Genomic DNA, 13,271 nt, shown 5'->3' on the forward strand with positions numbered 1-13,271 from the left:
ACGCGGTCGCCGAGGAGCCCGCTGCCGAGGAACCGGTGACGCAGGACACGGCCGTGGAGGAGTCGACGGCTGTGCCCGAGGCACCCGCCGAGGAGCAGGTCGCTGAGGAGGCCCCTTCCGGCGAGCCCGTTGCCGAGGAGCCGGTCGCCGAGGAGCCCGCTGCCGAGGAACCGGTGGCCCAGGACACGGCCGTGGAGGTACCCGCCACCGTGGCAGCGGAGTCCGCGCCCGAGCCGCAAGCCGCTGCGGAGCCCGAGCCGGAGCCCGAGCCGGTCGCCGAGGTCTCCGCCACCCCGGAGCCCGAGACCGTCGTAGAACCGCAAGCGGAATCGGAAGCGGAAGCGGAGTCGGAAGCGGCACCGGCACCGGCACTGACCGCTGCTGATGGTCCCGGTGGGAGCGGCCTCGCCGTACCCCCCACCCTCCGCACCGCCTACGACGCCGCCGCCTCCACCCTCGCGGCCCACGGCCTCACCGGCACCACCGCGAAGACGTACCTCGTCCTGGACCGCTCCGCGAGCATGCGTCCGTACTACAAGGACGGCTCCGCGCAGGCCCTCGGTGAGCAGACCCTCGCTCTCGCCGCCCACCTGGACCCCGAGTCCACCGTCCAGGTCGTCTTCTTCTCCACCGAACTCGACGGCACCGGCGAACTCACCCTCGCCGACCACGAGAACAAGATCGACGAACTCCACGCCGGCCTGGGCCGCATGGGCCGCACCAGCTACCACGCGGCCGTCGAGGAAGTCCTCGCGCACCACACCAAGGAGTCCCCGGACACCCCCGCCCTGGTCGTCTTCCAGACCGACGGCGCCCCAGACGCGAAGACCCCCGCCACCCAGGCCCTCACGGAGGCGGCGAAGACCCACCCCGCCGTCTTCTTCTCGTTCGTCGCCTTCGGTGACCCGGCGAACAAGGCCTTCGACTACCTCCGCAAGCTCAAGCTCCCCAACACGTCCCACTTCCTCGCCGGCGAGAGCCCGAAGGAACTCACGGACACGGAGATCTACGAGGGCGTCCTGGCGAACTGGCGCCCGTAGAAACCACCAATGACGGGGCCCGGAAAAATCACCGGGCCCCGTTCCCGTGGCGCCAGTACGCTTCCGCCCATGGCGGCCACCGGATCCGAGAAGCGGGGCGGGAAGGCGTACTACGTCTCCACCCCCATCTACTACGTCAACGACGCTCCTCACCTGGGCCACGCCTACACGACCGTCGCGGGCGACGTGCTCACGCGCTGGCACCGTCAGCGCGGCGAGAAGGTGTGGTACCTCACCGGCACGGACGAGCACGGTCAGAAGATCATGCGGACCGCCGAGGCGAACGGCGTCACCCCTCAGGAGTGGGCCGACAAACTCGTCACCGAATCCTGGAAGCCCCTCTGGGAGCACCTGGAGATCGCCAACGACGATTTCATCCGCACCACGGAGAAGCGCCACACGGACCGCGTCCGGGAGTTCGTCCAGGACCTCCACGACAAGGGCGAGATCTACCAGGGCGGGTACGAGGGCCCGTACTGCGTCGGCTGCGAGCAGTACAAGCTGCCGGGCGACCTCATCGAGGCGGAGGACGGTACACAGCTGTGTGCCATCCACAAGAAGCCGGTCGAGATCCTCAAGGAGGAGAACTACTTCTTCAGGCTGAGCGGGTACGGCGACCGGCTCCTCGCCCACTACGAGGCGAACCCGGGCTTCATCCAGCCCGAGTCGGCGCGCAACGAGGTCGTGAACTTCGTACGCCAGGGCCTCCAGGACCTCTCCATCTCGCGCTCCACCTTCGACTGGGGCGTCCCGGTCCCCTGGGACGACCAGCACGTCATCTACGTCTGGATCGACGCCCTGCTGAACTACGCGACGGCGGTCGGCTACAACGAGAATCCGGCGAAGTTCGAGGACACCTTCCCCGCCGACGTCCACCTCGTCGGCAAGGACATCCTCCGCTTCCACGCGATCATCTGGCCCGCGATGCTGATGGCGCAGGACCTCCCGCTCCCCGGGAGGATCGCTGCCAACGGCTGGCTGATGGTCGGCGGCGAGAAGATGTCCAAGTCGAACCTGACAGGCATCAAACCCCAGGACCTGACCTCCCACTTCGGTGTGGACGCGTACCGCTGGTACTTCCTGCGCGCGATCGCCTTCGGCCAGGACGGCTCGTTCTCCTGGGAGGACTTCTCCGCCCGCTACACGAGCGAGCTAGCGAACGACTACGGCAATCTCGCGTCACGCGTCGCCGCCATGGTGGGCAAGTACTTCGGCGGCGTGCTTCCCGAGCCCGGGACATCGGCGGCGGGCGAGGCGGAGAAGGCGGTCCGGGCCGGGCTGGCGGAGACCGTCGCCCAGGCCGACCGGCGGATCGGCGACGACCTGGACTTCCAGGGCGGAATCCTCGCGGTCTTCGACTTCGTGAAGCAGGTCAACGGCTACCTCACGGAGCAGGAGCCCTGGAAGGTGGCCAAGGACGGCTCACCGCAGGGGCGGGCCCGTCTGGCGACCATCCTCTACACGGCCGCGGAGTCGCTCCGTGCGGTGGCGGTGCTCCTCAACCCGGTCATGCCGGACACCTCCGGCAAGCTCTGGGACTCCCTCGGCGCGGAGGCCTCCCTGGGCGCCCTCGCGGACCAGAAGGTCCAGGAAGCGGGCGAGTGGGGCCGGCTCCGGCCGGGCTCGACGGTCACGAAGGGCGCGGTGCTCTTCCCTCGTCTGGAGCGTCTGGAGGAGCCGGGTGTGTAGTACGCGACCCGGCCGCGTCACGGCCTCAGGACTCGGGCTCGGCCAGCCAGGCGGTCGGCTGGCCCGTCCGCCCGGCGACCGTATCGAAGTCCCGGTCGTGGTGGAGCAGGGTCAGGCCCGACAGCTCGGCCGTGGCGGCGAGGAGCAGGTCGACCGGTCCGGCGGAGCGGTGCTCCCCGTTGTCGGTGAGGAGCTGCTGCACCTCGCGGGCGCGCTGGTGGATGCCGTCGGGCATGAGGGGCCGGCTGAACAGTTGCCGCAGTTCCTCCTGAATGCCCTCACGGTCCGTCCGGCCGCGCGCGGAGATGAGGATCTCCAGTTCGGTCAGATCGCAGAGCGCGACCAACCCGTTGTCGAGCACCTGCCCCCACTGCTCGTCGTACGCGTCGCTGCTGAGCAGGCGCACTGCGGCCGAGGTGTCGATCAGATACGAGGCGTCACTCACCGGCGGTAGTTCCTCTTGTCCAGGAGGATGTCGAAGTCACCTCGCGCTCCCCTCTCACGGAGCTTGGCCAGCGCTATGGCCCGGCTGCGTCGCTTGGCGACTTCCAGCAGCGCGGTGTTGACGGTGTCCTTCTTGGTCTTCGTGCCGAGCAGGAGCTGGGCGATCGCCCCGGTCGACTACGATTTCAGAGTTCGTACGACGGCCGGCCATGCAGCCGGAACAGACATCCGTCACCGCATGCAGCGACCTGGGAGCAGCCCCCGATGGCTCGACACCTCATCACCAGCGCCCTTCCGTACATCAACGGGATCAAGCACCTGGGCAACATGGTGGGGTCCATGCTCCCGGCGGACGTGTACTCCCGTTATCTGCGCCAGCGTGGCCACGACGTCCTCTACATCTGCGCGACGGACGAGCACGGCACCCCGGCGGAGCTGGCCGCGAAGGAGCAGGGCCTCCCGGTGGCCGAGTTCTGCGCGCAGGCGCACGACGCTCAGAAGGCGGTCTACGACGGCTTCGCGCTGGCCTTCGACTACTTCGGCCGCAGCTCCAGCGAGCAGAACGTCGAGATCACCCAGCACTTCGCCCGCCGCCTCAACGAGAACGGGTTCATCGAAGAGCGGGCGATCCGCCAGGTCTACTCGCCCACCGACGGCCGTTTCCTCCCGGACCGCTATGTCGAGGGCACCTGCCCCCACTGCGGCTACGACAAGGCCCGCGGCGACCAGTGCGAGAACTGCACGCGCGTCCTGGACCCGACCGACCTGATCAACCCGCGCTCGGCGATCTCCGGCTCCACCGACCTGGAGGTCAGGGAGACCAAGCACCTGTTCCTCCTGCAGTCCAAGCTCCAGCACGAGGTCGAGGAGTGGGTGGCCGCGCACGAGGAGGAGTGGCCGCAGCTCGCCGCCTCCATCGCCCGCAAGTGGCTGACCGAGGGCCTGCACGACCGTGCGATCACCCGTGACCTGGACTGGGGCGTGCCGGTCCCGGAGGACACCTGGCCGGAGCTGGCGGCGGAGGGCAAGGTCTTCTACGTCTGGTTCGACGCCCCGATCGAGTACATCGGCGCGACCAAGGAATGGGCGGATCTGGACCCGGCCGACCGCGACTGGAAGTCGTGGTGGTACGACGTCGACACCGACGTCCGCTACACCGAGTTCATGGCGAAGGACAACGTCCCCTTCCACACGGTGATGTTCCCGGCCACCGAGCTCGGTGTGCGCGAGCCGTGGAAGAAGGTCGACTACGTCAAGGCCTTCAACTGGCTGACGTACTACGGCGGGAAGTTCTCCACGTCCCAGAAGCGGGGCGTCTTCACCGACCAGGCCCTGGACATCCTCCCGGCCGACTACTGGCGCTACTTCCTCATCGCCAACGCCCCCGAGTCGGACGACTCGTCCTTCACCTGGGAGCACTTCACCGCGACGGTGAACAAGGACCTCGCCGACACCCTCGGCAACTTCGTCAACCGCGTCCTGTCCTTCTCGAAGAAGCGCTTCGGCGAGGAGGTCCCGGCGGGCGGTGAGCCGGGTGAGGCGGAGACGAGGCTGGGCGAGGAGATCGCGCGCCTGCTGGCCGAATACGAGTCCCAGATGGAGGCACTCCAGTTCCGCAAGGCGGCGGCGGCGCTGCGCGCCCTGTGGTCGGCGGGCAACTCCTACCTGGAGGAGAAGGCTCCCTGGCTGGAGATCAAGACGGACAAGGACGGCGCGGCGCTGACCCTGCGCACCGCGATGAACCTGATCCACCTGTACGCGGTGGTCTCGGAGCCGTTCATCCCGGCGACGTCCTCCGCCATGCGCCAGGCGTTCGCCCTGACGAACGACACCGCGACCTGGATCACCGCCGACGAGGCCCGCGCCCTCACCGCCCTCACCCCCGGCGTCCCCTTCACCGTCCCCCCGGTCCTCTTCGCCAAGCTGACGGACGAGGACCTGGAGACGTACAAGGAGCGCTTCGGCGGCGAATAGATCGCCCGAGGACACTGATCGGAAGGACCCCGCTACTGCCGTGTCCGCGCCAAGCCGTATGGTTTGCGCCATGGCAGTGCCCGGGGTCATTCCTGTCGCGTACGAGCCGAAGCACCGCACCGAGACGATCGGGCGGTATGCGGAGGGTCAGTTCCTGGCGTCGATCACATATGCCTTCCCTGAGGGATTCCGCCTCGAGGAGGGCTGGGAAGAGCAGAAGCGCCTGTACGCGGTTCTGCACACCTTCGATACCGAGGGCAATTACCGCGACTCGGACATCTGGTGCGCCGGCACCTGGGGAGAGCAGCAGCGCGACCCGGGCGGTGACGCCTCGCCCCTCACCCGCGCCCAGGTGCACCGGGCGACCCTGCTGCGCAGCCTCCCCCGCCGCTCGTACACGGACATCGCGATCCGTCCCTTCAGCGTCACCCACGACGGCGTCCGCTTCGGCCTGGTGATCCGCGAGGACGAGGGGGAACAGTGGGCAGAGCTCTACCCGGACCGCCTCGCCTTCGCGGAACCCTGGGACGGGACCTACGACACGTGAGCTAGGAGAGCACTCCGGCACCGGTCGTCGTCGCCAGCGACATAGGCAGGTTCTTCACCGCGGACGCCGAGGACTCCAGGCCCGCCGTCAGGGTCGGGGTCCAGTTCACGCTCGTCTTCAGGTCCTTCGAGGACGCGGCGTTGTAGGCGGCGACCAGGTCGGTCACCGTGCCGTTGACCTGGTTGCCGGAGCCCGCGATCGCGCCGGTGCCGTCGCCGGACAGCAGCTTGGAGACCTTCACGCTCGACGGGACCGTCCAGAAGTTGTTCGCGGCGACGACCTGGGCCTTGGCGCGGGAGTTGATGCTGTACTGCAGCGCGTAGCCGTTCAGCGTCGTGACGTCGTAGTAGTTGTTGTAGATGTGGATCTGGCCGACGCGCGACAGGGGCGCCCGCTGGACGATGCCCTTCCACACGTTGTGGTGGATCGAGACCCGCAGCTTGCCGCTCGGCTCGCTGTCGCTGCTGCCGATCAGCATCGTCTTGTCGTGGTTGGTGAACTGGTTGCGGGAGACGGTCACCAGGTCCGAGCTCTTGGTGATGTCCAGCGCGCCGTCGTGGATCTGGTACTCACGGCCGAAGTACTTCGGGTTGGCGGAGTCCAGGTGCGGGGCGTCGGTGAACGTGTTGTGGTCCGCCCACACGTGGGTGGCGCCCCGCAGCGTCACGGAGTCGTAGTTCGAGTTCCAGTTGCCGTCGTCGCCGTCCGTCGGGTCCCACTGCGGGAAGCAGTCCTCGGTGCCGGAGAAGGTGAGGTTGCGGACGATGACGTTGTCCACGTTCTGGATCTGGAGCATGCCGCCGGAGATTCCGGCCTTCGTGCCCGGCTCCCCGACGATCGTGGTGTTGGCGGGCACCTTGAAGACGATGTTCGCGGCCTGCTTCTTCTGCGCTGCGGCGCGCGCGGTCTCCTGCGTGCCCGACGGCAGCTTCGAGCGGCCGTAGGTGGCCGGGTCGAACGCCTTCAGGTAGGAGGAGAGCGAGTAGCCCGTACCCGACGCGTAGTTCGCGCAGGTCAGCTTCTTGCCGGCGTCGTCCGTGTTGGCGTCGATCGTGCCCTTGACCTTGATGATCCGCGGGGTGGTGTCGGACGCGGACCCCAGCGCCTTCACGAGCTGTGCCCGGGTGGAGACGGTGAACGTGTGCGCGGAGTCGGCCTTGGTGCCACCGGTCGTGCCCGTGCCGGAGGACGCCCAGCCGTCCTTCGCGGCGAGCGTCTGGTGGGACAGGTCCACGGCCTGGGCGTTCGCGTTCATCACGACAGCACCGGCGCCGACGCCCGCGGCCACCACGGCGGCGGAGACGACAAGGGTACGGCGCTTGCGGAGGGACCGGCGGTGGGAGGCAGAGGCCACGGGGATTCCTTACGAGCGGTGGTGGGACATGTGCGTTTCGTGGAGCACCGGTGAAGGCGCTTCCGTCCTCAAGTAGCCGCCGGAATCGGGGAGGTTGCCGCAGCGCGCGGAATTTTCTTGCACCACGACCTCACAACCGCCCCGCCCGCACTCCTTTACCCGCCACTCACTCCCCTCTTACCTGCGGATAAGGTGTGCGGACTCATAGGAAAGGACCCTCAGTTGGGCAGACACGCCCCGGGACGAGCGGGCCGTGCCACGCTCGTCTCCGCCCTGGCCGTAGCGGTGGCGGCCGGCCCACCACCATCAGGGCGATCCCCTTCGGCGACCTGAGCGGTGGCCGCTGCAACGACGTCCTGGTCCGGCTGAGCAGCGGCGCCCTGCGCCTGTACAAGCCCGGCTGCGGATCCGCGGTCAAGCCGTCGACGTCGTACACCACGCTGAACACCAGCGGCTGGAACCAGTACGACGTGCTGACCTCGCCCGGTGACATCAGCGGCGACGGCCGCCCCGACCTGATCGCACGAGGGACGTCCACCGGCACGGTCTACCTCTACAAGGGCACCAGCACCGGCAAGCTCTCCGCGCGCGTGAAGTTCTACGACAACTGGAAGAGCTACAAGAAGATCGTCGGCGTCGGAGACCTCAACGGCGACGGCATCGGCGACCTGCTCGCCCAGGACACGTCCAACACCCTCTACCGCTACGACGGCACCGGCACGGGCACCTTCAAGGCCCGCGTGAAACTCTTCGCCAACTGGGGCGGCTCCTACAACGTCGTCGTCGGCGTCGGGGACATCACCGACGACGGCAGAGCGGACCTCGTCTCCCGCGACACCGGCGGCGCGCTGTGGCGCAACAACGGCGACGGCAAGGGGTCGTTCGGAGCACGGGCGAAGATCTCGACCGGCTGGCAGGGCTACACGTTCCTTTCCTAGCCCTCCCTTTCCCCGACAGGGGATGCACCGGACCAGGCGCCCGGGACCTGCACGGTCCCGGGCGCCTTCGTGTCCGTCCGCGCTAGATCGAGGTGCCGTCCTGCGTCGCGTCCGGGTCGACGCCCAGCGTCAGGGAGGCCTGGACGCCCTTGGCGATGTTCTTCTTGTTGTACTTCAGCCTGAGCAGGCCGCCGGTGGTGCCGCTCTGGTCGTAGATCGTGTCCTCGGTGAGCGTGGTGCGCTCGGTGGTGCTGGTCGAGTACGGCGCGACCTCGGCGGAAGCCAGTACGGACTCCTCGTCGAAGAAGAACTGGCCGGTGTGGCAGGTGTGCCCGCCCTCGTAACCGGCCTCCGTCCACTCGCCGTCCACGTGCACCTTGGTGTGGATGTGCACGCAACGGCCCCGGTACCAGCCCGGGAAGATCGTCCGGAAGGTGACCTGGCCGTGCCGGTCGGTCTTCCAGGTGCCGCGCAGATAGCGCTCGTCGTCGGTGGGCTCCTGATGGACACCGCCACCGCCACCGGTGCCACCGGTCGGCGCGCCCGAGGGCGGTTCACCGGTCGGGGTACCGCTCGGGGCGGGGCCGCCACCACCCGTGGACGCGCTCTCGTAGCCCGAGTAGACGCCCAGCGCGTCGCAGTGCCAGATGTCGACGGCCGCGTTGGCGATCGGCTTGCAGGTCTCGGAGTCGATCACCTTGAGGGCGAGGGTGAGCGGGATGCCCTCCTTGTCCTCGGTGATGTCCCGGCGGATCTTGTCCGCGTCGATGTAGTAGGGCCCCTCGGTGGTCTCCGAGGTGAGCTTGTAGCAGGCCTCCGACGCACTGGAGCTGCTGCTCGCGGCGGCGGTCGTGCTCGTCTCGCCCGCGAACGCGCCCGTGGCGGCGAGGGTGCCGCCGGCACTCACCGCCACGGCCACGCCCGCTCCGGCGACGACGACCTTGCGCCGCGTCAGGTCCTTCTTGTGTTTCGGCTCATGGGCCGACTGCTGATGGTCCGTCTGGTTTCCCGTCATGGACATGGAAGCTAGGTAAGAAGCCTGTCCTGAGCATGGGAGCGGACTGTGGCTTGCTGTGCGCGGCGGGGGCGCATGCGGAGGGGCCCGAGACCGGCGTCGGTCTCGGGCCCCTTCGGAAAGTGCCGGCTACTTCGGCAGGCTACTTCGGCTGCGGCTTGCGCACCGACAGGTGCAGCTCCCTCAGCCGGGCCTCCTCCAGCTCCGTCGGCGCACCCATCATCAGGTCCTGGGCGTTGCCGTTGAGCGGGAAGGAGATCGTCTCGCGGATGTTGGGCTCGTCCGCGAGGAGCATGACGATGCGGTCCACGCCGGGGGCGATGCCGCCGTGCGGCGGGGCGCCGAAGCGGAAGGCACGCAGCATGCCCGCGAACTTCTCCTCGACGGTCTCCCGGTCGTAGCCCGCGATCTCGAAGGCCTTGAGCATGATCTCCGGCTCGTGGTTCCGGATCGCGCCGGAGGACAGCTCGACGCCGTTGCAGACGATGTCGTACTGCCAGCCCAGGATGTCCAGCGGGTCCTGGGTCTCCAGCGCCTCCAGACCGCCCTGCGGCATGGAGAACGGGTTGTGCGAGAAGTCGATCGCGCCGGTCTCCTCGTCCTTCTCGTACATCGGGAAGTCGACGATCCAGCAGAACCGGAAGACGCCCTCCTCGAAGTGCCCGGCACGCTTGGCGGCCTCGACCCGCACCGCGCCCATGATCTTCGAGACCTCGTCGAACTCGCCCGCGCCGAAGAACACGGCGTGACCGGCGGCCAGCGACAGGCGCTTGGTCAGCTCGGCGACGTTCTCCTCGGTGAGGAACTTCGCGATCGGGCCGGTGAGGGAGCCGTCCTCGGTCACGCGCACCCAGGCCAGGCCCTTCGCGCCCTGCGAGACGGCGTAGTCACCCAGCTGGTCGAAGAACTTCCGCGGCTGCGCGGCAACGTCGGGCACCGCCAGCGCCCGCACGTGCTTGCCGGCGAACGCCTTGAACTCCGAGCCCTCGAAGACATCGGTGATGTCGACGAGCTCCAGCTGGGCGCGCAGGTCCGGCTTGTCGGAGCCGTACTTCAGCATCGCCTCGCGGAACGGGATCCGCGGGAAGGGAGACGTGACGTGACGGCCGTTGCCGAACTCCTCGAACAGCTCGGTCATGAGCTTCTCGATCGGCTGGAAGACGTCCTCCTGCTCGACGAAGCTCATCTCGACGTCGAGCTGGTAGAACTCGCCCGGCGAACGGTCCGCGCGCGCGTCCTCGTCACGGAAACAGGGCGCGATCTGGAAGTAGCGGTCGAACCCGGAAATCATCAGCAGCTGCTTGAACTGCTGCGGCGCCTGCGGCAGGGCGTAGAACTTGCCCGGGTTCAGGCGGGAGGGGACGACGAAGTCGCGTGCGCCCTCGGGGGAGGTCGCGGACAGGATCGGCGTCGCCATCTCGTTGAAACCGAGGGCGACCATCTTCGAGCGGATCGAGGCGATCACCGACGACCGCAGCATGATGTTCTTGTGCATGCGCTCGCGGCGCAGGTCCAGGAAGCGGTACTCCAGGCGCCGCTCCTCGTTCACCCCGTCCTCGGTGTTGATCGTGAACGGCAGCGGGGCCGCCGCGCCGAGCAGCTCGACCTCGCCGACCTCGACCTCGACCTCACCGGTGGGCAGGTCCGTGTTGACGTTCTCGGTGCCACGGGAGACGACCTTGCCGTCGACGCGGACCGTGGACTCCTTGGTCAGCTTGTCGAGGGCCTCGTACGCGGGCGTGCCCGGACGGGCGACCAGCTGTGTGATGCCGTAGTGGTCGCGCAGATCGATGAAGAGGATGCCGCCCAGGTCGCGCCGATTGTGCAGCCAGCCACTCAGCCGGACGTCGGTGCCGACGTCAGAGGAGCGGAGCTCGCCGCAGGTGTGGGACCTGTACCGATGCATCGTCGTTCATCCAGTCTTCGCGGATCGAGGGGCGTGTTTCACGTGAAACAGCTCCCAGCCTACCGGGGACCCCGAGATCGCCTCCCCACCATTACGACTCGGCCAACAGTGGCACTCCGGGAACTCCTGTTCTTAAAGTGGGTCAATGCGCACTGGTGAGCCTCTGCCCGCCGTGGGGGAGGTTCTCACCGCCCTCGCGACCGGCCTGTGGCACTGGGACACCGCCACCGAGCTGGTCACCGTCGACGCGGAGGCGGCTCGGCTGCTGGGGCTGCCCGCCGAGCGGACCACTCTCACCGAGGCCCAGGCACGGGCCCGGCTGCACCCGGTCGACTGGAACGAGATCATCAGCGTCGTCGGACTCGCCGTCGCCGAGGACACGCTCGCCGAGGTCCGGATCCGGATCATGGACGAGCGCGGCCTGGTGACCCGTACCGTGCGCAGCCGCTCCAAGCCGTCGTACGACAAGGAGAAGAAGTCGTTCCAGCTGATCGGCACCCTCCAGGAGGTCACCGAGCCGACCCCCGGCACTCCCGCCGGACGCACCGCGGTCACCGGTGACTGGCGGCGCTCCCGCGAGGCCTTCCTGCTGGACGCCGGCCGCGCCCTGGCCGAGGCCCGCTCCACCGCCGAGGTGCTGCGGGTGGCCGCGGGCCTGTCCATGCCCGGCTTCAGCCCCGACGGCCTGGCCGTCTTCGGCGTCGAGGGCGACCGTCTGACGATCGTCGGCCACCACGGCCAGCAGCCCGGTGACGAGAGCCCCTTCTCCCACATGTCCCTGGCGACCGACTACCCGGCCGCAGAGGTCGTGCGCACCGGCCGGGCCGTCTACCTCTCCAGCCCCGAGGCCTACCGCTCCCGCTACCCGGTCACCTGGCCGCTCGCCCAGCGCTTCGACCGCCAGTCCTGGGCATTCCTGCCGCTGACGGTGGCCGGCCGCACGATGGGCGCCTGGATGGCCGGCTTCGCCTACCCGGTCGCCTTCACACCGGACGAGCGCTCGGTCCTCACCACAGTGGCCCGCATGCTCGCCCAGGCCCTGTCCCGCGCGGGCCTCGCCGAATCGGAACGCGAGCTGACCGACGGCCTCCAGCGCTCGATGCTCCCCACCCTCGGCCCCGAGATACCCGGCATGACCGTCGCCGCCCGCTACGTGCCCACCGGCGGCGGTCTCCAGGTCGGCGGCGACTGGTACGACATGATCCCGCTGCCCGGCGGCACCTCCCGGACGGCGTCCGAAGAAGGCCGCTTCGCCCTCGTCATCGGGGACGTCCAAGGGCATGACGTACGAGCGGCGGGCCTCATGGGCCAGCTCCGCATCGCCCTGCGCGCCTACGCCGCCGAGGGCCACCGCCCCGACGCGGTCCTCTCCCGCGCCTCACGCTTCCTCAACGGCATGGCGTACGGCGTCGACGACTCCTCCGACCTGCGCTTCGCGACCTGCCTGTACGTCGAGGCCGACCCGGTGACCGGCGTCCTGGAGGTGGCGCGGGCCGGCCATCCCGACCCCGCGATCCGCATGGCCGACGGCACGGTCCTGGCCCGCCGCACGGAAGGCGGCCTCCCGCTGGGCATCGACCCGGACGCCGACTACCCCACGACCCGGATCACCCTGGAGCCCGGCGAGACGCTCATGCTGTGCACCGACGGGCTGATCGAGACCGGCGGCCACGACTTCGACACCGGCTGGAAGCGCATCCGCACCATCCTGGAGACCCACGACGGCGACCTGGAGGAACTCGCCGACGCCCTGATCCAGGCCGTCCACGGTCCCTCCTCCCACCACACCACCGGCCCCCTCGCCGACCGCCGCGAGGACGACATAGCGGTCCTGCTGCTGCACCGGCAGGGCGAGGGCAGCGACCCGGCCGCCGTCGGGCCCACGGTCCGCCGCACGATGCTCTCGGTGGCCCAGGCGGAACCCGAACGGGTCGCAGTGGCCCGCCAGCAACTGCGCGAACTGCTCCACGACTGGCCCTCCGCCGACCAGGTCGACTCCGCGGTCCTGCTGCTCTCCGAGACGCTGACCAACGTCCTCGTCCACACCGACGCCGACGCGCTGCTGCTCGCGGAGGTCCGCGGTGAGGCGGGCGAGCGCCGGATGCGGATCGAGGTCACCGACACCAGCGACGACCTCCCGCACAAACGCCGCCCCGGCGAACTGGCCTCCTCGGGCCGCGGCCTGATGCTGATCGAACTACTGGCGGACGAGTGGGGCGTGGACCCCCGGGGCGAGGGCAAGACCATCTGGTTCGAGCTGTACGAGTCGTCGGGGGAGGACGCCGGGTAGGGCTGCGGCAGCTCACGACACCAAGAGCGCCGGTCAGCGGTACGGTCCTGCTGCAAATGAAAGCATCGGGACAG

The 13,271-nt window shown here is 68.9% G+C and carries 10 protein-coding genes; 6 read left to right on the forward strand and 4 right to left on the reverse strand.

What is annotated here, in order from left to right:
• Together ACFVYN_RS16890 and metG (ACFVYN_RS16895) are read left to right on the forward strand one after the other, a co-directional pair.
• The coding region (locus tag ACFVYN_RS16890) for a VWA domain-containing protein (RefSeq protein ID WP_389998629.1) at positions 1-1,040 on the forward strand (1,040 nt) is incomplete at its 5' end.
• 69 nt (positions 1,041-1,109) lie between these two features.
• Positions 1,110-2,729, forward strand: coding sequence for a methionine--tRNA ligase (gene metG / locus ACFVYN_RS16895; RefSeq protein ID WP_389998632.1), 1,620 nt, complete (start codon positions 1,110-1,112; stop codon positions 2,727-2,729).
• Positions 2,730-2,754: 25 nt separating this feature from the next.
• Here the strand turns inward: metG (ACFVYN_RS16895) and ACFVYN_RS16900 are convergent, their stop codons facing one another.
• Positions 2,755-3,174: a PIN domain nuclease gene (locus ACFVYN_RS16900; RefSeq protein WP_389998635.1), complete on the reverse strand. Its 420-nt coding sequence runs from the start codon at positions 3,172-3,174 to the stop codon at positions 2,755-2,757.
• A gap of 263 nt (positions 3,175-3,437) precedes the next feature.
• Here ACFVYN_RS16900 and metG (ACFVYN_RS16905) point away from each other — a divergent pair, with 263 nt between their 5' ends.
• Together metG (ACFVYN_RS16905) and ACFVYN_RS16910 are read left to right on the forward strand one after the other, a co-directional pair.
• Positions 3,438-5,147 carry a methionine--tRNA ligase gene (gene metG / locus ACFVYN_RS16905; RefSeq protein ID WP_389998638.1) on the forward strand — a complete coding sequence of 570 codons (1,710 nt, stop codon included), beginning with the start codon at positions 3,438-3,440 and terminating at the stop codon, positions 5,145-5,147.
• A 70-nt stretch (positions 5,148-5,217) separates the two neighbouring features.
• Positions 5,218-5,694, forward strand: coding sequence for a hypothetical protein (locus ACFVYN_RS16910; protein WP_389998641.1), 477 nt, complete (start codon positions 5,218-5,220; stop codon positions 5,692-5,694).
• Between the two features lies 1 nt (position 5,695).
• Here the strand turns inward: ACFVYN_RS16910 and ACFVYN_RS16915 are convergent, their stop codons facing one another.
• The gene (locus ACFVYN_RS16915) at positions 5,696-7,048 is read right to left on the reverse strand and encodes a polysaccharide lyase family 1 protein (RefSeq protein WP_389998644.1); all 1,353 of its coding nucleotides are present in this window, start codon (positions 7,046-7,048) and stop codon (positions 5,696-5,698) included.
• Between the two features lie 194 nt (positions 7,049-7,242).
• Here ACFVYN_RS16915 and ACFVYN_RS16920 point away from each other — a divergent pair, with 194 nt between their 5' ends.
• Entirely contained in the window at positions 7,243-7,986 is a 744-nt protein-coding gene (locus tag ACFVYN_RS16920; protein ID WP_389998647.1) for an FG-GAP repeat domain-containing protein, read from the forward strand.
• A gap of 82 nt (positions 7,987-8,068) precedes the next feature.
• On the opposite strand, the gene ACFVYN_RS16925 is transcribed toward ACFVYN_RS16920, so the two are convergent.
• A complete protein-coding gene (locus ACFVYN_RS16925) occupies positions 8,069-9,001 on the reverse strand; it encodes an intradiol ring-cleavage dioxygenase (protein WP_389998817.1) in 933 nt (310 codons plus the stop codon).
• A 142-nt stretch (positions 9,002-9,143) separates the two neighbouring features.
• Entirely contained in the window at positions 9,144-10,907 is a 1,764-nt protein-coding gene (gene aspS / locus ACFVYN_RS16930; RefSeq protein ID WP_389998650.1) for an aspartate--tRNA ligase, read from the reverse strand.
• Positions 10,908-11,052: 145 nt separating this feature from the next.
• On the opposite strand from aspS, the gene ACFVYN_RS16935 reads away from it, so the two are divergent.
• Positions 11,053-13,197, forward strand: coding sequence for a SpoIIE family protein phosphatase (locus tag ACFVYN_RS16935; RefSeq protein ID WP_389998653.1), 2,145 nt, complete (start codon positions 11,053-11,055; stop codon positions 13,195-13,197).
• The last annotated feature ends 74 nt before the right edge of the window (positions 13,198-13,271 follow it).

The sequence above is a fragment of the Streptomyces sp. NPDC058307 genome (assembly GCF_042880295.1).
Taxonomy (GTDB): domain Bacteria; phylum Actinomycetota; class Actinomycetes; order Streptomycetales; family Streptomycetaceae; genus Streptomyces.

Excerpts from the sequence above, each read along its gene's own strand:
- ACFVYN_RS16925 (WP_389998817.1), bottom strand. The coding sequence starts at position 9,001 with ATGACGGGAAACCAGACGGACCATCAGCAGTCGGCCCATGAGCCGAAA.
- metG (WP_389998638.1), top strand. The coding sequence starts at position 3,438 with ATGGCTCGACACCTCATCACCAGCGCCCTTCCGTACATCAACGGGATC.
- ACFVYN_RS16910 (WP_389998641.1), top strand. The coding sequence starts at position 5,218 with ATGGCAGTGCCCGGGGTCATTCCTGTCGCGTACGAGCCGAAGCACCGC.
- ACFVYN_RS16935 (WP_389998653.1), top strand. The coding sequence starts at position 11,053 with ATGCGCACTGGTGAGCCTCTGCCCGCCGTGGGGGAGGTTCTCACCGCC.
- metG (WP_389998632.1), top strand. The coding sequence starts at position 1,110 with ATGGCGGCCACCGGATCCGAGAAGCGGGGCGGGAAGGCGTACTACGTC.
- aspS (WP_389998650.1), bottom strand. The coding sequence starts at position 10,907 with ATGCATCGGTACAGGTCCCACACCTGCGGCGAGCTCCGCTCCTCTGAC.